17 protein-coding genes are annotated in these 21349 nt (G+C 42.6%); 2 read left to right on the top strand and 15 right to left on the bottom strand.

Annotated features, from left to right (window positions below; genetic code table 11):
* Nucleotides 1-27: 27 nt before the first annotated feature.
* The 5 genes from AC2VOY_RS13540 to AC2VOY_RS13520 all read right to left on the bottom strand — a co-directional run bounded on the left by AC2VOY_RS13540 (nt 28) and on the right by AC2VOY_RS13520 (nt 8805).
* The gene (locus AC2VOY_RS13540) at nt 28-903 is read right to left on the bottom strand and encodes a hypothetical protein (protein WP_491833098.1); all 876 of its coding nucleotides are present in this window, start codon (nt 901-903) and stop codon (nt 28-30) included.
* On the bottom strand, nt 900-1739 hold the full coding sequence (locus AC2VOY_RS13535) for a hypothetical protein (RefSeq protein ID WP_491833097.1): 840 nt from the start codon (nt 1737-1739) through the stop codon (nt 900-902). The genes AC2VOY_RS13540 and AC2VOY_RS13535 overlap by 4 nt, the downstream gene beginning before the upstream one ends.
* Entirely contained in the window at nt 1739-5743 is a 4005-nt protein-coding gene (locus AC2VOY_RS13530; RefSeq protein ID WP_491833096.1) for an AAA domain-containing protein, read from the bottom strand. The genes AC2VOY_RS13535 and AC2VOY_RS13530 overlap by 1 nt, the downstream gene beginning before the upstream one ends.
* Before the next feature lies 1 nt (nt 5744).
* Complete coding sequence (locus tag AC2VOY_RS13525) at nt 5745-7760, bottom strand: hypothetical protein (RefSeq protein ID WP_491833095.1); 2016 nt, start codon at nt 7758-7760, stop codon at nt 5745-5747.
* A 163-nt stretch (nt 7761-7923) separates the two neighbouring features.
* Nucleotides 7924-8805: a LysR family transcriptional regulator gene (locus tag AC2VOY_RS13520; RefSeq protein WP_491833094.1), complete on the bottom strand. Its 882-nt coding sequence runs from the start codon at nt 8803-8805 to the stop codon at nt 7924-7926.
* Between the two features lie 140 nt (nt 8806-8945).
* Between AC2VOY_RS13520 and AC2VOY_RS13515 the strand changes: the two genes are divergently transcribed.
* Complete coding sequence (locus AC2VOY_RS13515) at nt 8946-10121, top strand: MFS transporter (RefSeq protein WP_491833093.1); 1176 nt, start codon at nt 8946-8948, stop codon at nt 10119-10121.
* Between the two features lie 167 nt (nt 10122-10288).
* Here the strand turns inward: AC2VOY_RS13515 and AC2VOY_RS13510 are convergent, their stop codons facing one another.
* The 7 genes from AC2VOY_RS13510 to hmpA all read right to left on the bottom strand — a co-directional run bounded on the left by AC2VOY_RS13510 (nt 10289) and on the right by hmpA (nt 18398).
* Nucleotides 10289-11536 carry an ABC transporter permease gene (locus AC2VOY_RS13510; RefSeq protein ID WP_491834143.1) on the bottom strand — a complete coding sequence of 416 codons (1248 nt, stop codon included), beginning with the start codon at nt 11534-11536 and terminating at the stop codon, nt 10289-10291.
* Nucleotides 11537-11676: 140 nt separating this feature from the next.
* Nucleotides 11677-12354, bottom strand: a complete 678-nt coding sequence (locus tag AC2VOY_RS13505; protein ID WP_491833092.1) for an ABC transporter ATP-binding protein — start codon at nt 12352-12354, stop codon at nt 11677-11679.
* Between the two features lie 61 nt (nt 12355-12415).
* Nucleotides 12416-13039: a ZrgA family zinc uptake protein gene (locus AC2VOY_RS13500; RefSeq protein WP_491833091.1), complete on the bottom strand. Its 624-nt coding sequence runs from the start codon at nt 13037-13039 to the stop codon at nt 12416-12418.
* A gap of 88 nt (nt 13040-13127) precedes the next feature.
* The gene (locus AC2VOY_RS13495; protein WP_491834142.1) at nt 13128-13631 is read right to left on the bottom strand and encodes a DUF3299 domain-containing protein; all 504 of its coding nucleotides are present in this window, start codon (nt 13629-13631) and stop codon (nt 13128-13130) included.
* Nucleotides 13632-13855: 224 nt separating this feature from the next.
* Nucleotides 13856-15352, bottom strand: coding sequence for an alkaline phosphatase family protein (locus AC2VOY_RS13490; RefSeq protein ID WP_491834124.1), 1497 nt, complete (start codon nt 15350-15352; stop codon nt 13856-13858).
* Nucleotides 15353-15516: 164 nt separating this feature from the next.
* Entirely contained in the window at nt 15517-16824 is a 1308-nt protein-coding gene (locus AC2VOY_RS13485) for an MFS transporter (protein ID WP_491834123.1), read from the bottom strand.
* Nucleotides 16825-17216: 392 nt separating this feature from the next.
* Nucleotides 17217-18398 (bottom strand): NO-inducible flavohemoprotein, encoded by a 1182-nt coding sequence (hmpA, locus tag AC2VOY_RS13480; RefSeq protein WP_491834122.1) that lies wholly within the window; start codon nt 18396-18398, stop codon nt 17217-17219.
* 296 nt (nt 18399-18694) lie between these two features.
* Here hmpA and AC2VOY_RS13475 point away from each other — a divergent pair, with 296 nt between their 5' ends.
* Entirely contained in the window at nt 18695-18934 is a 240-nt protein-coding gene (locus AC2VOY_RS13475) for an RNA recognition motif domain-containing protein (RefSeq protein ID WP_491834121.1), read from the top strand.
* Nucleotides 18935-19075: 141 nt separating this feature from the next.
* On the opposite strand, the gene pcp is transcribed toward AC2VOY_RS13475, so the two are convergent.
* Genes pcp through AC2VOY_RS13460 form a run of 3 tightly spaced genes read right to left on the bottom strand, consistent with a single transcriptional unit; the run spans nt 19076 to nt 21344 of the window.
* The gene (gene pcp / locus AC2VOY_RS13470) at nt 19076-19714 is read right to left on the bottom strand and encodes a pyroglutamyl-peptidase I (protein ID WP_491834120.1); all 639 of its coding nucleotides are present in this window, start codon (nt 19712-19714) and stop codon (nt 19076-19078) included.
* A gap of 12 nt (nt 19715-19726) precedes the next feature.
* The gene (locus AC2VOY_RS13465; RefSeq protein WP_491834119.1) at nt 19727-20632 is read right to left on the bottom strand and encodes a DUF979 domain-containing protein; all 906 of its coding nucleotides are present in this window, start codon (nt 20630-20632) and stop codon (nt 19727-19729) included.
* Nucleotides 20625-21344, bottom strand: coding sequence for a DUF969 domain-containing protein (locus tag AC2VOY_RS13460; protein WP_491834118.1), 720 nt, complete (start codon nt 21342-21344; stop codon nt 20625-20627). Before AC2VOY_RS13460 ends, AC2VOY_RS13465 begins: the two co-directional genes overlap by 8 nt.
* Between the last annotated feature and the right edge of the window lie 5 nt (nt 21345-21349).

The following is a 21349-nucleotide window of genomic DNA, read 5'->3' as shown; positions in this document are numbered from 1 at the left end:
AGCCTTGCCGTCGTTTCTTATTTTGCTTTAACCTTCCACATCAAACTCTTGCACCACTTTCACGACACCTTTTATGATTAATTCAGCCATAAAGCATGGTTTGCTAGTAATAAATTCAACTAAAGGCACCGCTGCGGTGTGATCATTTCTTGGTTTTACTTGCACAGTCAATAGCTCTTTTAAGCGCTGCATATCCACGGCCACCAATGCATAACCACTCGTTGCTTGGTAAGCTAAGCCAAAAAGTTGAGCGTAATGTTTAACACCTGTGCCCGCTTCTTCTGCGCAATCAAAACTAGTGAAATATGAGTCTGTGTCGGCAAGTGGCTGGCTCGTTTGCAAGCTTGCTTGATAAAGCCGATTGATTAAGCTCAAGCGTGACTCTTGCTGGTTTTTGAATTCATACAAACCAATAAAATAGCCCGCTTGCGGCGCTTTTTGTCTCGCCTTTTCAAAACTCTCGGTTTGCGGCTGATATTTTCGCTGATAAGTATGGGTTTGCAGATGGTTATCAACCCAAGCGAGGCGCATGAACACACCAGCCAATGCAAAGGGTTCACGATCTTGCTTGTCTTCAAGCGTCAGCCAAGTGGATTCTTGCCTATCAATCCAGTCCATCAATTCAATCCGCATAGGCTCGGCTTGATGATAAGTCTCCTCATCAATATAAGCAGCTTCTTGGGCTAGCTTCATTTGCGCTTGGCGAAGTAACCAAAACAATTTACTTCTTAACTCAGGCGGTAAATTATGCCAACCGATAGCATTCGCAAGTGCTAATAAATCATTGACTTGATGCAAAGAAACATTAAAACCCAGCCCCATAATTAGCATCTCTAGATACGCAATCTCACGATCCAAACGCTTAGAGCCGTCGGTTCTTGGGTATGAAATCACCCCACTCATGCGCCATGTCCTCGCTTCACAGACTGAATTTGGATCAAGCCTTGCTCTGAAATAAAATCGACCTCATCGTCTGCTGCATATAAATCGTCAATGTCGTGCCATACACCTTGTGCCAATTGGACAGATTTAGGCTCCGCGGTGATCGCAGGCAATAGCTTAGCTAGCGCCGCCTCAATGCTTATCTCATCGCGCTCAATCTCTTGTTGCAGTGATGCAAGCTGAGTTGAAAAGGTTTTATCTGCCAATCCCTTACGCTGCTGATTAAAGAGTAAATAGGTTTGCAGCCCTTTTGCGCTCAAGATAACTTGGTCTTGATTAAGTGCTATCATCCCAAGCTCTTCTAGCTTACTAATGATATCGGGCAATGAAGACGGGCGGCCGATTTTATAGATATCTAAAGATGCATATAAATCATCAAGTTTTAATGGCGTAATTTTCGGCGCGCAAAAGCTTATTTCAAATAGCTGCGCGCTTGGGTCAACCGATAAGACAGCGTCGATCTCTTGCGCTTGCTGCGGCGTTAAAAACTGCGCGAGTTTATCCTCAAAGTCGCTTAACCAATTGGGCTGCTGGACCACTTTAGCTTTAAAAACTAATTGAATATCCGTTGATTGGTGCGAAAAATGAAAGCAAATATGCTCAACTTGGGCATTTTCTTGCGCGCTAGCTTGATTGATGCGCACAATCAGATCTAATAGATTAAGCGCATCGCCGGGCTCACCGAAACGCATATTAGTAAGCAGTTGATGATATTTAGGGAGATCGCTAGCATCTATGGTGAGCTGAATATCATCATGCGCACTATTGGTGGTATTGGCTATGTTCGTGGCCGTCATTAGAAATCTCCTAAATATAAAGCTTGCAGCAATTTCATTGTCAGTGCAGGGCTCATGCCATGCTCAGTGTGCATAGATTGAATAATTTGCATCGTCGACGCACTTGGCGCAGGCAAGCTTTGACTCAGCTGGCTAGACATACCGTCATACTTCCAAGACGACAAATCTTTACTTTGTATTTCATCATGTTGCTGCCAGTGTTTTTTAAATTGAGTGATCATCGCCGCTTTATCTTTCCCATCAAGGTGCCCAATAAAACGATGCTCGCCTTGGGTTAATACCACTTGAGGCTCTGAATGTTTCTTATATTGATATTTTAAATTAAGATCTGTATACAAAATATCTAATAAACCTAAACGCACACGCCCCATCGCCTGTGGCAAAGCTTGGGTGTTAATAGTTTGTCCGTTGCTGTCTTGTGATGTTTGATAAGTGATTAATTCATCTAACAAATCAGATTGGTTATGAGTGATAGGCAGCGACTTAGATTGACTTGAAACCAAGGCGTCAACCAGTTCACGGAAAAGCTCTGCTTTAACTCGCCCTTTATCTATCTTGCCACGGCTCGCTAAAAACGCACGCTTCGCTGCTTGTTTTTCATCTTCGGTTTTGAAACGATTTAAGTCTTCTTCATGCTTATTGACTCGCTTGGTTTCAAAGGCAGTATCGACCGCTTCTTGGGTCATCGCGCCAAGGCGCACACGGGTCATCTTTTGTTGATAGTCAGGATGATGCCTAAACTGCATATAAATATGCCACGCAATGGCTTCACCAACGTAATCATCATCGGTTGCAAGAATGATTTCATCCACACTTGCGCCTTGCGAAACGATCTGCTCAATCGCTTGTTTGCCATGACTTGTTAGCTGAAATTTTGGCTTAAAGTGATGTTTGACGAGATAATCAAAATCTAAACTTTCAGGCGTATATTCTGTAATACTGCCTTGTGTGTCGATGATTAAATAGTCAGCGCCTAAATATTTTTGAAGCACCTTTTTCTTACCCGTCGCTTCCATCACGACCAAACGCTTTGGAAATAAACGCTGACAACGGCGTCTTCCATTCCCATGGCAAGCTTGACCTAAATAGTAACCAAGATAACGCACTGAGTTTTCACGCAAAGCTTCTAACTCATCGGCTTGGTAGGTTTGCCCTATGCCATAAGTCTGCTCACACACAAAGGCAACAAAACAGTCTTGCGCGCGCGAAATCGCAACATTTAACAGAAAAGGTGTTTTCGCAAAATGCGGCTCACCCGACTCAAACTTGCTAAACACACCACTAAAAATTACTATTGGTTTTTCAGCGCCTTGCAGTGAATCCACTGTGCCAATAACAATATCATCGATCTCTTTCGCATCTAGTCCATGCTGTGGCGCTGACTCAGACAGTTTCTTTTTTAATGCACTGCGCAGCACTTTGGCTTGCTGATTATAAGGGGTGACAATCGCAATAAGATCAGATAAACAGCGCTCAGGTTTGTTCTTCTTTTTGTCTTTTTCGGCGTAAAACGCATAGATCCCAGACCAACGCTTAAAGATAAACTCAGCAATGTATTCAGCTTCTCCTTGGCTAGTTTTGGATGTGCCTACTTTTTGATTAGGAAAGCAGGAATCCACCCAGCTAAAAGATGGCAAAGGCCCACGCTCATCAGCATTAAAGCCTAAAAACATCAGCTTATTATCATAGATAAGCTCATTGCAAAACTGAATAATATTGGTTTGGCAACGATAATGACCACGTAGCATTAAGCCATGCCCTTGGTGGGAAAAGTTTGATGCAAGGCGCATTAAGCTCAACATATTGCCCCCAGCTGTGGTCAGCTTTTGCTGCTGCGCATAGATAAAGTCTTGATCGCTATAACCAAAGCTGCGGTACGCATAGGCTTCATCTGCCAGTTGAATATCCGTCACAACAGGTGAGAGTTGATCCACATCGCCTACGACCAAAGCTTTTTGTGTCAGCGCCAACAAAGGGATCCCAAGACGCTGCTGAGCTTGACCACTTTCATCCATAATTAAAAGATCTGCTTTGCCAAATAAATAACGCTGCGAAGACTTGCTCGATGCCTTATCTAAGCTAAATAGCTTCGGCGCACTTTGGATTGTCGAGACTAAACAAGGAGTGAGCATAGTTAAGCGGCGCAGCCCTGCCTCCACATTTTGCTCGGTGCGCGCAATCAAGATATTTTCAAGGTTATCTTTGATATAACAACCTTCCCAATAGCGCGCCGTGAAGTGAAATGCATCCACACGTAGCGTCACATCGAGCAAGGAATGAAACGCAATCACGAATGCTTGGCCCGTTAAACCTTGCAAACTTGCATCATCTAAATCCTCAAGTGTTATCTTTTCATCGGCAATCTTTTCTCTTAAAAGCGTACTTAACAGCTTGAGCTTGGCGTTTTTATCCTCGCCACATAAGCACAATAAATCATTCGCCAATTTATGCGCTTGGCCTGTGCTCACTCTTGGCTTGGGATGATTAAAATCTGCCACTAAGCCTTCAAGCTTGAACACTCGGTTCAACCATTTGAGATCGCAAATATGCGAGTTTAACTCAGCTAAGAGTTTTGTGATTTGCTCACAGTTGCGACTTAATGCAGCGTGGCATGCCTCAATCGCAGCGTCTAAACTATCAAATGCTCGATCAAATCGAATGCTCGCACTTTGCTGATAAAACTTAGCAAAGTTCGTGAAGTTTTTAATCTCAGAGACACCTTGGTTTTCATTGGTCCACTCAAACACATTTAATGCATCCATCGCACTCGGTTGCGCCAACACATAGCCACTGGTGTCTTGGATATTATTTTTACTGGTTTGAGATGGGAAATAGGTTCCATAGTTGCGTACGTACTTATTTGGCAACCAGCGTTGATAATGCAGCAAAGCCTGTGGTGGTGGCGTTTTCTTTTTATATAACACCTTAGGAAAGGCGCCGATCACATTGGTCACAGATTGGTTAGTCGAGCCGACCGCAACCGTAATCGGACACGGCTCTTTCTGCCACGCAGCGCGCACCCATTGATTGGCGATCACAGCTTTAAGCATTGCTGTTTTACCCGATCCCGGAGGGCCATTCACCGCAAGAATATCCCCTTGCTGGCAGCGGCTAAGTCTTTCTAGGACTAAACGCTGGGAGTTATCTAAAGCAAAGATTTCCCTGTCTGCACAAGTATTGAGCTCATCACTAAGCTGCTCATCCATATGTCCAAGCAAATAACTTGGGTTGGATGTAAGATCGCGCGCCAAGCTGTCATCCTCAGTCGCATGACTAGGCTTAAAGGCTAAAGGTTGCAACTTGTTATGCGCGCGCACGGCATTGACGACTGGAGTTGCTTTTAATTTTTCATCTGAAACACTAGAAAGTGCTTGATACAAGGACAAAATATTAATATTGGCCTTATTATCCGCCTCTTTAAACACTGCAAGTTCAGTGTAAAACTGAAAGCTTTGAGCATATTTTTGCTCAACATCTTTTAATAAACCGTTGATATCATGCCCAGTGACGCTTTCTAAAAGCTGATGCGCAAAGCTAAGCCAAATCGCCCAACTATCTGTTTTGGGAAAACTGGCTTGCTGCTTAAAATCAATATAGGCCTGCTGGTTGCCTAAGACAAAATCAGGTTGGGATTTTTTGGGGTCGGCCAAATAAGCTTGATTAAATAAAAATGCGCCATGATGGTTCGGCTTTAGGCTATAAAAACCTTGTTCCTCATCAAACTGGTTCACCGTGACAGGCATAGCTAAAAATGCCAGAGTCTCTCGTAACTTACTGCTATGTAAGTTAAAGATTAAATAAATATTCTGTTTATTGTTCTTTAATTGATAGGCAATTTTTGCAAGATTCTCTTCTTCTTGTGGCAAGCCAAATGCATTGGTCGCTAATTGATTCGCTTGCTGCGCATCCATCGTACGTGTGCCTTTAATTGGCTCAATATGCTCAAAATTTGGCAAATTTAAAAGATGCTGAAGAAGTTCTAAATATTGATTCACTTGAGACATATTATTTCACTTTTAGTTGGATGAATTTGGATACATAATAGCGGCTCGCAAAAGGCGACACAGCAACGACAAATTTGTAAGTATCTAAATGAGGGATCTGACTCAGCTGAAAATTTGATTTTTGCGCCTCAGCGGGCGTTTCAGAATACACAACTGGCATATTTAAGCTGACGAGGTCTTTACTCTCGTCATCGATTGCAAATTGATATTCACGTTTGCCGTTGTCTTTTTGCTCCACAGACTCTAGGTACACAACGAGTTCTTTTTTGCGCACAGAGGATTGCGATGCAGGGACAAGATCTAAGCAAACAAGGCTGAGTCGATGTGGATTTTGCTTTTGTTTAATTTCTATATCGACCGTTAATTCTCGCGCGGGATCCAAATAAAAATAACCAGACTGATTTAAAAGCGATGCGGAAATAGGTAAGACTAAATAGAAATGTTTATCCATGTCTAAATAAGTCACCGCGCCATCTTGATAATAGCTTTGGGCTTCATCGGCTAAAAATTGTTTACTCCTCACGCTTGGTTGCCAAACCTCAGACACTCGCGCTATTTTTTGTCGATAAAAAGCATCTAATTTAAGCTGTTTTAGCGTGGCAAAGCTTTCTATTTTCCATAAAAAATATTTGGAATTGGACGACGCTGGCATGCGTTGAAGGCACAAATCAAGTACCAATTTAGAGCCTAATTTGGGCACTAACCCAAAGAATAAAAACTCTTTAATATGCACCCGATAGGCAAAACCTAATTCTTTTTTAGCGACATCTTTGCCAAGATCTTGACGCACTAATAAACAGTGCTCTGGTTTATCTTTGGAATAACCTTGAAAGATAAATTTCGCTTGAATTGTGGATTGATTTTCATCGTTCAAGCCAAAGTTTATTTTTAGTTTATGTTCATCACAAACCACAGGGATGGAAGTGCTTTTAGTCTCCCCAAGGAGCTCTAACTCACTGGGTAAAAAGAGCTTATCTTGCCAAGCGAGCTTAATACTTGGATGCTCAAGCTCAAATTGATATAGCTCATTAAGGGCCGCGTCGGCTTGCGCTGTCTTAACTGGTGAGACGTTCGCCCAGAGCTGGTTGTCAGTTGGCATATGCAAGCGCTTTAGCTCTAAGTAATCCGAATTAGCTTTCACTTCAATATCAACATAAACCGGAGCTTTATCGGACGCTTGAAAGCTGGTCACAGGCCAAAAACTGGTCGCGCAAAAATAAATATCTGCTAACTCTGGATGCGATAAAATTAAGCGTGATTTGGCTTTACTTGCCGTGAGCACCTCAATACTATCTAACTTAAGTTGATGCTCACCAAGATCTAATAAAGACTCAAATTGACTGACTGTATAAGATTTATACTTCTCTGAAAACTCAATGTTTGCTGGGATCTTTGCCGTCTTGCCTAATTTAGAAATATTGGCTTTCCAGAGTATGTTTTTATTAAACGAACAAGGGAAACTGCGGCCTTTATATTCATCATCAGCCTGTAGTTTGGCGTGATAAATCCCGTTATTTTCTTGTATATCCGTCAATATACCCGAAACTTTTTCAGGCAGATCTTCAATGTCATCTAGCTGAGTATAAAAAACTTCTTTGCCCGGTTTAATCTGAAAGCCTAATGTGACGCCACACTCTCGCATCCATAAGAGCTTTGCTAACGCATCCGATTTATCAAAATAAAGCTCATGTGTCGAGTTAAAAAGACTGTTGGTTATTGACTTAAATTTAATCAGATAGCCTTGTTGATAGTCACGCGCACGCACTACATATAAGGATTTTGAAAGCGGAATATCTGCAACAATAAGATCACTAACTTGCCATTTATCACCTTGTTTGACGCGCACAAAGTTCACGATGGAGCCGTGCTTTAACCCAGTTTGTGCATGGCGCAACTTAGCAAGATCTTCTTTGGTTAATGATTGCCGCATAGAGATCACTTTGTCACCTTTATCCCAATCCCAAACCAGCTCGACACTTTGCTTGTCTATCCTTAACTCTGCTTTTTCTATCAACATTTTGGATCTTCCCTATCCCCAAATGGCTATCATGATGTATGGCGCGCAATCTAAGAATCATAATAATATACATTTGTAATACATAACGCACTGAATAATATATTATTTCTCCTTAATCTGTGCGCTATCAAAAAAAATCATTATGGGTTTTAGAAATATTTCATCAAAGCTCAAGCCTTGGCTGAATAAAATCAAGAAAGGCACTGATGCGCCTTGCCACTTGCGACGACTTATAATAAACAGCATTCACCTGCTCGCGCTCAGCAGATGGCAACAAGTCATCAACCAATATTGTGATCAAGTCACCCTTCTCGATATCCTGCTTCACCATAAAACCAGACAAGCACGCAATCCCATTGCCAGCCAGTGCAAGTTGGCGAACAGCTTCACCATTGCTTGCCACTAAACAAGCCTCTGGCATGACAAAACCAGACAAGGGCCACTGATTCAGCGATTTGGGACCATCAAAGGCAATGAATTGATGCGCAGTTAAATCTTGAACCTTTTTTGGGACGCCATAACGCGCAAGGTAGGCAGGCGCTGCGACAATATATAAAGCGCTGGTGCCAAGGGCTCTGGCATGCAGGCTAGAATCCGTTAACTTACCGATCCGAATCGCTACATCAGTGCGTTTTTCAAGTAAATCAACAATCCCTTCGTTGGAGCGAATATGCAATGAAATATCTGGGTATTCTTTTTTAAATTCAGCAACTAAAGGTATGATTTGATGCAGCATAAATGGACTTGCAGCGTCCACGACTAAACGCCCTTGTGGCAATTTCCCTTGGTTTATTACCGCTTCTTCGGCTTGCTCAATTTGCGCCAGCGAGTGGCGAATGGTTTCAACGAAGGTTTGCCCTTCTTGGGTTAAATCCATCTTACGAGTGGTGCGGTTGAGTAAACTCACTCCAAGCTGAGCTTCGATTTTATTTACCGCTCGCGACACACGCGCCACTTGAATGCCTAGCATATTTGCCGCTGCAGAAAACCCGCCGCAATCAACTACAGTGAGTAATATCTCTAAATCATCTGAACGCGTACGCATTTTATTCCTCCGTATAGGTATACCTAACAGATTAACATTATTTTTGACAAAAGTTATTTGCTATACACGCTGTTTTTCACAAAAGAATAAGTCGGCATACTCTCGTCCATCAAACATCATTATGAAAAGAGAGAAACCTTATGCCACTCGCACTGCTTGCGCTCAGCTTAAGCGCATTCGCTATTGGAACCACAGAGTTTGTCATCGTTGGCCTTATTCCAACCATGGCAAGCGATCTTAATGTTAGCCTGCCTTCTGCTGGCTTACTTGTCAGTTTATATGCACTTGGCGTTGCCATTGGCGCACCTGTGCTCACCGCGCTGACAGGAAAATGGAAGCGTAAATATGTTTTATTATCCGTGATGAGCCTATTTGTGCTGGGTAATTTACTCGCTTGGCAGTCGCCCAACTATGAAAGTCTAATTTTAGCGCGGATCTTAACTGGCCTTGCGCACGGGGTTTTCTTCTCAATTGGCTCGACCATTGCCACAGGTTTGGTTGCCAAAGACAAAGCTGCCAGCGCGATTGCGATTATGTTTACCGGTTTAACCGTTGCACTGGTCACTGGTGTGCCACTTGGAACTTGGATTGGGCAAAACTTTGGTTGGCAAGCAAGCTTTTTAATTGTTGCTTTACTTGGTTTTGTCGCCTTAATCGGCAGCGCTTTATTAGTGCCTAAAAACTTAGCACAGCCGCCTGCGGCAAAAATTTCGACTCAGCTAAAAGTGTTTAAACAACCAAGATTACTGCTTGTGTATTTGATCACAGCGCTCGGTTATGGCGGCACCTTTACTGCATTTACCTTTTTAGCGCCTATATTAGAGCAGATCACAGGTTTCCATGCCAATGCCGTAAGTCTTATCATGTTGGTGTATGGCGTTTCTGTTGCGATAGGTAATATCTGGGGCGGGAAAATGGCAGATAAAATGGGCCCAACCAAAGCATTAAGCTATATCTTTGCTTGCCTTGCACTGGTTTTATTTACCTTTAATCTGACCGCAAGCTCACCTGTGCTGGCCGTGCTCACCATCTTTGTTTGGGGCGCCTTTGCCTTTGGTAATGTCCCAGGTTTGCAAGTTTATGTGGTGAACTTGGCGCAAAAATTTGCCCCTGATGCGGTGGATGTTGCCTCTGGCTTAAATATCGCAGCCTTTAATGTGGGCATAGCCTTAGGCTCTTGGGGCGGCGGCTTGATTGTTGAGCATTATGGCCTGATGCATACGCCTTGGGTGGGCGCGGTGATAGTGTTAGTTGCACTGGCTTTAACCCGTTTGAGCAGTGCGTTAGATAAGCGTCAAGCTTTGGCTTATAGTTAACTAAATAGCACAGATTAATAGAAAACAATCTGGCTCGAGTGAGTTAGACACATAAAAAAGCCTTGCGTTTGGAAGCATCCATGCAAGGCTTTTTGGTGATCTAGTATAGTTTCTGTTATCTAGCAGCATACGTTCTGCTATCTAAAAAAGTAAGCTTATAAAATCAATCAGCTGCCCTGACGATACGCACCAATTGCCGGGAATATACCGATTACAACCCCAAGCAGTTGCACACAGCCAAGCAATAGCCACTCATATTCACTTAATACTGCAACCCCAAGTTTGATCCCATAATGGGTTTGAATAAAGGGGCCAGCCAACCATAAAATGCAATACAGGCCAATCACGCCAAGCACAATGGCTAAAAAGGTCAGCAAACTTGCCTCACAAATTAGTAATGAAAAGATATGCTTACGTCTTGCACCCATGGCACGTAAAATACGGATCTCTTGCTTGCGCTCACGTAAACTAGCAACTAAGGTGCTGAGCATGCCAAACATCCCAGCAATCACCACAAGCCCTGAAATCACCAGCAAGGCTTGCTCAACAATCGAGAGCATCGACCATAATTCTTGCAGCGCAATTCCGGGCAAAATCGCAGTCAGTGGCTCAGCTTGATAGGTATTAATCGCACGTTGCACTTTAAAGGTTTGAATTTTAGAGGTTAAGCCAAGCAGTACCGCCGTGATTTGCTTGGGTTGTAAACGCTCACTATCAGCAAGACTAAGCACATCAGATTGACTTGGTGCGTAGCCGACATTTGCCCCCGACTCCCAACCGATATGAATCGCCTCAATCGCCTCTAACGACACATGGATACTTTTATCCACTGGCGTGCCCGTTGGCGCTAAAATTCCTACGACTTTAAAGGGCATATTATCATGACGACTAAAACCAGTGTCTTGCATGCCGTGTGCCAACACCATAGGCGAGCCGATTTTATAGCCAAGCTTTTGCGCCACTTCACTGCCGATCACCGCATCAAATAGCCCTTTAAATTCATGTCCTTGCAGAAAAGTAAGGGCTTGCTTTTTACCATATTGATAATGCTCAAAATAGCTCGTATTGGTGCCCACCACGCGAAAGCCTTGGTGTGAATCCCCCAAAGAAATCGGGATCGCCCACTTGACCGCCTTGTCTTGAATAATATCTTGATAACTGCGCCAATCGATATTATTGGTCGCATTGCCGATTCGAAAGACTGAATACAAGAGTAAGTTGATTTGCCCCGAACGTGCCCCGACGACCAGATCTGTGCCTGAAATGGTGTTGGCAAAGCTTTGCTTGGCTTCCACGCGCACACGCTCAACCGTCAGCAAAAGCAAAACAGAAATTGCCAGCGTTAATAAGGTAAAAATGACGCTGGTTTTACGACTCAAAAGACTTTTATATGCAAGATTTAAAATCGCCATAATGGGATATCTGCCAGTAAAATAAAGAGAAAATTAGGTATATATGCTTTGGGCTTGGTTTATCAATTTGAATGAGATTTATCACTTTGGTTAGGATTTATCATTTCAAATATGATTTATCACTTTAATTAAAATAAATCCCTTCAGTGATGATTAATCGCTTCCAGCCCAATGACTTGCTCAAACTTGTGCTCAAGCGTGGGATCATGGCTGACAAAGACTAAGCTCGCCCCTGTGCGCTTGGCCTCAGTAAACAAAAGCTCGATAAAGGCCTCGCGGTTGTCATGATCAAGCGCCGAGGTTGGCTCATCGGCAATAATGAGTTCAGGGCTACCAATAAAGGCGCGCGCTGCCGCAACCCGCTGCTGCTGCCCGACACTTAAATCTGACACCTTCTTATCCCACATGGACTTATCTAGCTGCAAACTTTCTAATAAAGACTGAGCTTCAGGAACTAGCCCTTGGTTAATTTTTTGCATCCGACGCTTGGAAAACTGGCATGGCAAAATCACGTTCTCCACCACAGAGAGGTAGGGAATAAGGTTAAATTGCTGAAAGATATAGCCGATATGATCAGAGCGAAATGCATCACGCTGCCTTGCGCTCATTTGATCTAAGCGCTCACCAAGCACTGTCACTTCGCCAGAAGTGGGTACTAACATACCAGTTAACAGGTTGAGCAAGGTTGACTTGCCGCTACCACTTTTACCTTTGATAAAGACGAGGCTTTGCGCCTTGATATTTAATTCATCAAGTGAAAGCGCCGTTTTGCCCTTCTCATAACAAAAGCGTAGCTGCTTAATTTGAATACTATTTAACATGAAATCTCACTTTTCTTCGCGCACCGCTTGTCTTGTCAGTGCGCGTTATTAACACAAGTGATTAATCTAATGCAAGTTTATTCGCATCAGCGTTCAGTTTAACTTGGTTTTGACCTTTTTCAGTCAAGAGGTTAACCGTGATAGCTTGAGTTTCTGGATAAAGCGCAAAAATGCGAGTCGCCAACTCTGGTGCTGCGTCAAGGTTTTCGCAACTGAAGTGATAATCCGCCATCAGATCATTGTGCCCTGATTCACCATGCTCTAAAAACTCTGCTGCGTCATGGCCACCAATTTGAATGCTTGAATCTTCCAGTTTACAGATTGCTTTGGCTTGAAATACAAAGCTCTGCGCCGCTTCAAGTTGCCCAAGCATAGCAGCAAAGGCTTCTTTTTCTTGCGCCGTTTTTGGTTGATACTCAAAACCAAGAAGATTGTGCAGCGGTGATTCAAGCGCAATTTCAAGGCTGTTGCCATCGCGCGCAATATTGACTTCAAGTTGTCCGTGAAGGTGGGCGCCGTGCTCTCTATGTTCATCATCCGCATGATCATGATCATGCTCGTGCTCATCATGGGCTTCATGTTCGTGGGCATGCTCGTGTTCATGATCCTGACTATCGTGATCCGCATAAGCAAGTGGCGAAAGGCTTAAACCTAAGCCCAAAAGTAAGATAACTGCTTTGTTCATGGATAATTTCCCTATTGATACCCTTTTTACTTTTTGGGTATATCTTATTTAAGTTTTTGAATTTGGATATTTTTATATGAAATAGCGATTAATTTGGGCTGCGATAAGGCTCAGAGTCGATCCCTTCAAGCAAATAGCTCGATTGCGCAATCTCTGCGCTTGTGGTCTCAACTTTCATGATGCCTTCAACCACAACCACCTCCCAGAGTTTGCCGATTTCAATACCATCTTTGAATTTCACATAGACAATTTGATTTGGCGGCGGTGGCGGAACGTGAATGCAAGCGCCCATAAATGGCACTAATAAAAACTCAGTCACTAGCTTGTCATCGCCTTCAAGTGGGATCACAAAACCCGGAATTTTTACGTGCTTGCCGTCTAATTCTTGACGTGGCATGCCAAATTGGCTGTTTTGCGCAGCAGGGCCGCTGCCTTGGTGATTGACCTGTGGCGATGCGCGGTTGATAAATTGCTCTGTGTAGGCTTTTTTCTCACTTTCTGGGATCAGATCGGCCCAATCCAACGTCGTGATGTCATCGGCAAATGCAGAAAGTGACAAGCAATATAAAAATGTACAGATGAGGGGTTTGATGTATTTTAACAAGAGCGTACCTGCTATGTTGTATGTTAATAATGGCTTTATGTTAATAATGTTTGTTATGAGCTTAGCTATTTTTAACCAAAGATTACAAGATAAGAGTAATAAAGCTGTTCAAATCACGCAACAAAGCCGTGAAACAATATAAATCATTGAAATCACGGCCTTTTGTTCATTTTAGCAAAAGCCAAATGATTTGTTATAATATAACAATTGAATTATAAATCAGCAAGCCCTGTTGCTTCATTAATCACATGGAAAATGTAGTTTTGCTCAACCGCGCCTTGGAATAACCAAGCTTGTGGGCCACGCGCAAAGATAGCCACATCTTCTTGTGAGTGGGTTTCAGACTCAAGCGGAATTAGTGCTGGCTGGATATAATCAATTTGATTCACAATGCTTGCGCTTGGTTTTTTCTTCAGGTTATCTTCAAAGCCGCCAGGGCCGTTACCGTAAGAAATCGTTGGATATGGGTTGCCGTTGGCATCTTTTTCACCTGACAAACCAAGAATAGATGCGCCGCGTTTTGCATAACCATTTAAAATCATCGTATGCGCGTGATCGGCAGTCACAATAATCAAGGTATCTTCTGGGTTGGTTTTCTCTAGCGCAACTTTAATCGCTTCATCATAAGCAATCGTGTCTTTAAGTGCGCGCGCAGCATTACCAGCGTGGTGCGCATGATCGATACGTCCCGCTTCCACCATCATCACATAACCATCTTTATCTTTGCTCAAGATATCAATCGCTTTGCTTGTCATGTCAGCCAAAGATGGCTCATTGTCTGAGCGATCCGCTTCATATTGCATATGACTTGGCTCAAATAAACCGAGTACATATTTGTCATCGGCTGTAATTTGATCAAAGCCTGCTTTATCCATGACATATTTGCCGTCTTCATGCTTTTGCTGCCAAGTTTCAATCAAGTTTTGACCGTCTTTACGCTTACCCGTTTGCTCTGGGTATTCTGGATCTTTTACCGTTTCAGGTAAGAATTCACGACGACCGCCACCAAAGACCACGTTTAAGCCATCACCTGCTTTAAATTCAACAAGTTGCTGTGCGATATCAACACAACCTTGGTTTTTAGCAATATTTGGCAACATGGTGTCATTTTCCCAGTTGCGATCTGCTGTGTGTGCATACGCAGTTGCTGGCGTTGCATGGGTAATACGCGCGGTGCTGACTACGCCAAGCCCTTTGCCTTGCTCGCCAGCCATTTCAAAAAGGGTTTGCGCTTCATTGCCTTTGACTGTGTTACAAAATCCGCGCATCACATTGTCATTGACTGAAATCACGCCTGATTTAGTTTTCACGCCTGTGACCATCGCACTTGCCGTGCCCGCTGAATCTGGGGTTTGATAATCCGTGTTATAAGTTTTGGCTAGCGCCATGTGCGGCAAAGTTTCCATATTAAGAATGGTTTCTTCACCTGCATGGCCTTGCTCTTGACTAGCTAGAATACGCGCCGCGGTGATGGTGCCAACACTCATGCCATCACCTATAAACAAAATCACATTCTTCGCTTTGCCTGTGATTGGCTTATTCTTTTTGGCTTGCGCAATTTGTGACTGGCCTGCTTTAAACCAGTCATCATTGCTTTGTGGGGTTTGTGCAAATGTGCTTGCAGAGAAGAACGTTGAAGTTGCCAATACAGAAGAGAGAGCCAACAATAATGGCTTTTTTGCCAAGCTGCGAGAATCTTGAAAAAACATAATCAATCCTTAAAGTTTTTATTCCCAAAAAGTGTCTCAGCTTGATATTTTTATACGCCAGCTGAGTACACTAAACTTTAAAGATAGAATTTGACACTTATGTGTCTATGTTACACTTGGTTACATTTTATCAAATCCTAAGACCTAGATTTGACTATACTTTTTTACCATTGCGCCTCAATTTCCTCAAATGTCTTACCTTTGGTTTCAGGGATATACATATAGAAAAAAGAAATTGCTAATAAACTCACGACACCAAAAAATATAAATATCACACCATTATATTGATCGACTAATATGCTATTGGCTTTTTGATTATTAAAGAATAAAAACAAAAATGAAATCGAAAAGTTAGCAAACCACTGCGCCATGACAGCAATGGATAAGAAGTTAAGGCGTACTTTTTGCGGAAAGATTTCAGCCAAAAGCACCCAAGTAATCGGCCCCAAAGAAAAGGCAAAGGCACTAATATAAAGAATTAAAATATATAAGTGGAGATGCTCTAAGATATCCATTCTCGCTGCAGCGGCAAGTAGCAACATAGAGAGGCTCATCACAAGGCCGCCGATAATTAACAATGGCTTACGGCCAAGCTTATCCACAAAATACATCGCAAATAATGTCGCAATAAGGTTAGCAATACCAAGCATTAAGGTTAAAAATAAGGCGCTGTGCATCTCTAAATCTTGCGAAAAGTCGCGCATCAAATTCGGCAAAAAATATAGAAAGACATTAATTCCAGCCAATTGTGGGATCACGCTTAAAATGATCCCGACACCTAAAATCAGCTTATAATTTTTGAACATATGTTTATCTTGATAAAGCTCAACAATCAGTGGCTTCATGAACTTTGTTACCGCAGGATCTTTATTTTGATCCCAAGCTTTTGGTTCATCAATGGTAAAAAGTAGGCTTAAAAAAAGTGTCGCTGGCACAATTTCGCAGGCAAACATATAGCGCCATCCCTCAATGTGTAACCAATATTCAGAGCCCCAGCTTAAAATTCCATAATTGACGGTATAGGCGAGCAGCATGCCGACACCAATCGCTAGCTGAGTGCTTGAAACAAAGCGTCCCCGAGATTGACTTGGCGCAATTTCAGCAATATATAAGGGGGAAATCAATGAAATAATCCCAATGCCGACACCGCCAAGACAGCGAAATAAAATAAATAAATAGTAATTCGGGGCAACTGAAGAGCCCATAGTCGAAAGCAAAACAAGCACAGCTGCGAGCATTAACGCCGAGCGCTTGCCATGCGCCAAACTCATGCAACGCCCTATCCATGCGCCAATCACGCAGCCAAATAAAGCCGCGGAGGCAGCCAAGCCAAGTTCGAGTTTAGAAAGGTTAAAATTAATTCGGATGGAGTCTAAGGCTCCGGAGATCACAGCGGTATCATAACCAAAGAGTAAACTCCCTAGCGTGACTGTCCCTGTTAAATAATAAACATTGGTGCTTTTTATAAACATTACTGCCTCTGGCAATCCTTGCCTACTCTGTTTTGAAAAGTCATAATTTAATCTTCTAACATAAGCTTTATCTATACCTGACAAGCACATGTCCTATTTGTATAGAATGATTATGTGTAATGGTTTAAGTCTGTCTAACCATCTTAAAACCATACACATTATACCAGATTATGTTTAATTTAGATTTATTACTTTGACGCATGTCAGATTTTTACATTATGCATATTCAAGCCCAAAATAGGTTTAAAATTTAATTAAACTTCACACTTTCAAACACTTAAGTAAAATCAATATCAATTAAAAGGTTATATAGCAGGCATAAAAAAACTGAGACATCATCGCCTCAGTTCTTTAAATCCATATGTTTTTAAGATTTACGCTGTCGTTAAACCTTAAACACCACCCGATCCAAATGCTTCCGCATGGATCTGCGCTTCTGCCACTCCGAGATCTTTGAGTGCTTGAATATAATGCGTCATAAAGGCAATCGGCCCACAGATGTAATACTGCGCAGCTTGCGGCGCATCACCAAGTAATTGAGCTAATGCGAATGGTGCAGCACCAACGCCTGCTTCTTCACCTGAATCATAAAAATAATCCACTCGCATGCCATCTTTGGCAAAACCATCTGTGATAGATTTAAATGCATGCACTTTGGCATTGCGTGCACTGTGAATAAAGTGTACTTGCGACGCTTTACCTTGCTGATGTAAGGACTCACTCATTGCCATCATTGGCGTGATCCCAACCCCACCACTGATTAAGACCACAGGCTTATCTGTTTGTGTATCCAAGAAAAATTCACCATAAGGGGCAGAGACTTCAATCACATCACCCACTTGATGCTTATCATGCAGCTGGTTGGAGATACAGCCTTCTGGTTTACTTTCAAGTGCTAGCTCTTTTTTAACCGAAATACGCAGGTACTCAGAATTTGGCGCTTGCGATAAGCTGTATTGGCGCGGCTGATAAAGCCCTGTTTCTGGGATAAACACACGCACACTAATGTATTGCCCCGGTTGGTAGCTTGGCAACTCGCCTTGATCGCACGGACTTAAATAGAAAGATGTGATGAGTTCACTTTCTTGAACCTTTTTCGCGATCTTAAATGGGCGCCAGCCTGTCCAGCCTTTGTGCTCATTAATTGAGGTTTGGTAAAGTTTTGACTCAACATCAATAAATAGATCAGCCAGTTCTTGATAGGCATTTGCCCACGCATCAACGAGTTCAGGGGTCGCAGCTTCACCTAGTACTTCTTGAATAGAAGCAAGTAAATGCTTGCCTACAATTGCATATTGCTCAGCGCGAATACCGAGACTTGTATGTTTATGCGCAATGCGCTCGACAACAGGCAGCAGGACAGAAGGATCATCAATGTTTTGTGCATAAGCAAGCACAGCGCCAGCTAAGGCTTTAGGTTGATCGCCTTGGCTTTGGTGTGCTTGGTTGAAGATATTTTTCAACTCAGGGTTGTGGGTCAGCATGCGGTTATAGAAATACGCAGTCAGCGCGACACCATTTTCTTGTAAAACAGGAATGGTGGCTTTAACCAATGCTTTTTGTGCTTCATTCATATCAATCTGTCCTATCGGCTTAATGATTGTGAGGTGATAGTATCCATTTGACATTAGATGTATTTGAGATGCAACTTTAATTTGTCATCCCATGAAAATTAATACTCTATGATTAGTACCAAAGAGTTAGAAACCATAAAGCACTGACATATATAAGGTTATTAGTGGGGCGATGACTATCAAATTAAAAGCTTGCGGGTCAATAAAAGCCAAACTGAGATTTAATTTCACAATAAGCTTGGTTTGTAACGGCTTAACTGAGATACTGGCGGGGCATTTAATACTAGGCAGAATATATGAAACTTTTAGTTCGCAATTTAGAACGCAACACCACAGAACATGAAATCCGTGTACTTTTTGAAACTTACGGCAAAGTCGCTGAGTGTCAATTAGTCTTAGACCAAGAAACTGGTCAATCCAAAGGCTTTGCATTTGTTGAAATGGCAGATGAAGATGAAGCCAAAGCTGCAATTGAGAAATTGAACCTCTCGACACTTGCAAAAAGTAAGATCCGAGTGAAAGTCGCGCAAAGTTAATTTGAGCTAAAAAAGTTAATTTGAGACAAAAGCTAATCGGATACAAAAATGCCAGCCATTTTGAGTGCAACACACTTCAATGACTGGCAATTCATATCACCTCTTTTTAATATTACCTACTTTCGAAACCGCTGTGCTAAATTAGCAGATAGTCCCCGCGTTAAACGTTATATCTTCTTGATTATCCACACAGGCTTGCGCAAGCAGCTTCAAACCTTCGACAATGGTTTCAAGCGCCATGGTTGGTTGCGCGCCCGTTGCATCTTGCACAGGTAATAGCGGAATATGCACAAAGCCGTGACGAATTGATTTATCAGCTAAATAATGCTGAATGCCATAAAATAAGTGGTTACATACAAAAGTACCCGCTGTATTTGAAACTTGGCATGGAATACCTTTTTCTTGCAGACTTGCAGTGATGGCTTTAATTGGCAAAGTGCTAAAATAAGCATCGGGGCCACCTTCAACGATAGGCTCATCAACCGGCTGAAAGCCACCATTATCTTTAATTCGAAAATCATCGACATTGATTGCCACACGTTCTGGTGTGATCGCAGTGCGACCGCCAGCTTGACCGACAGTGATCACTACATCAGGTTGATGTTCTTCAATCGCTGCAATCACAGTGTCAATCGACTCATAACGCGTCACTGGCACTTCACATACCACAATCTTGCCATTTTCTAGCTCACAATCAGCCAGTTTATTGACCGCTTCAAGCGCTGGGTTAATGCTCGCGCCGCCAAAAGGTTCAAAGCCTGTTATTAATATTTTTTTCATCAATCCAATCTCTTAAAATGCAAATGTATACATCACCATGATGTTAAAGATTAAAATGATGCTACCTGGGATAATTTGCATCATGATCACATGGTGTTTATTTTTTAATTCCAATAATGCTGCTGGCACGATATTAAAGTTCGCTGCCATTGGCGTCATTAAGGTGCCGCAATAACCTGAAAGCATGCCAAGCACGCCGATGATTGCAGGATTACCGCCCTCTTCAAGAATAAGTAGAGGAATACCAATACCTGTTGAAATTACCGCAAAGGCCGCAAATGCGTTGCCCATAATCAGGGTAAAGAGCATCATGCCTACGCAATAGGCGACGACTTTAATCAACAAGAAGTTTTCCGGCACAATCATTTTGACGATGCCAGCAACCGTATCACCAACGCCCGCTTGATTAAATAAATAACCTAGTGCAGCCAAAAATTGGGACAAAATTGCAGCCCAACCAATCGAATCAATCAAACGACGACCTTCATGGATACTTTGCATTGGTTTGCTTTTGGTGATCACTAGCGCAGCCACAATCGAAACGAGCGAGCTGATCCCAAGACCAATTAACGCACTAAATTCAGTTAGCTGACTAATTAACACTGTGCCACATGGAACAATTAAAGCAGGGATAAAGAGTTTATTTTTTAAGACTAAAGAAGAAGCTTCCCTTTCTTTATCATCGGTTGTGCCATAGCTGCCGATCCCCATAAATCCGCCTGCTGCGAGCAAGGTTAGCACAAGCACAAACACGCCAGTTACCCTGTGCGGTAAGATGGCGCCAAACATAAATGTCATGCCATAGACAAGCCAAAATAAGCCAGTGCCGATACGTTTTGGGTTAGCTTTATCAAGAAATGTTTGCAGTGAAAAAGCTAATAATAATAAGCCTGTGGCTTGATAAATATACTCAAGCATCGTTCACCTCTGCACGCTTATTGTCTTTATTTGCTTGGTCTTTATTTGCTTGGCGAAGAACTCTACGGCTGATCCATTGGGTATAAATAGCAAAAACAATAAAAGACATGATCGCCGTCGGCAATGCCCAAATCGCCATGGTTTCGAGCGCAACATCCAATTGGTTATCGGATAAAACCCCTTTAATCAGTAGCAGGCCACCTGTGCCGACAAATAAAAGTTGGCCGAAGAAGTTACCAAAATTTTCGCTTGCTGCAGAAAGCGCGCGAATGGTTTGACGTTGCGAATCTTTCAGACCTGGCGACGTTTTTTCTGCTGCTGCTTCTGCCATCGGCGCAATTAATGGGCGGATCATAGATGGGTGACCACCTAAGTTGAGTCCCATGGCATTGGTGACTTTACGCATCACTAAATAGCTCAGCAAAATCTTACTAATACTGGCATTTTTCATCGAACCAATTAACGCCTCAGCGCGTTGACGCAGGCCAAATCGCTCTAAGATACCGATCATAGGTAGAATGAGAATAAACAGCGACATATATCGGTTATTAGTAAACGACTTGCCAAGAATGGTTAAAATTTCCATCACTGGAATTTGTGCAACGAAGGCCGTTGCGACCCCTGCAATTAAAATAACAAGCAGTGTGTTTTGTTTGAGTGCTAGGCCCACGGTAATAATCACAATACCGATCAAAGGCCATAAATCTATCATTTTTG

The sequence above is a fragment of the Vibrio sp. KMM 9700 genome, from assembly GCF_058545285.1.
Note: the sequence above shows the minus strand (reverse complement) of the source record. Positions and strands in the feature narration are given on the sequence as shown.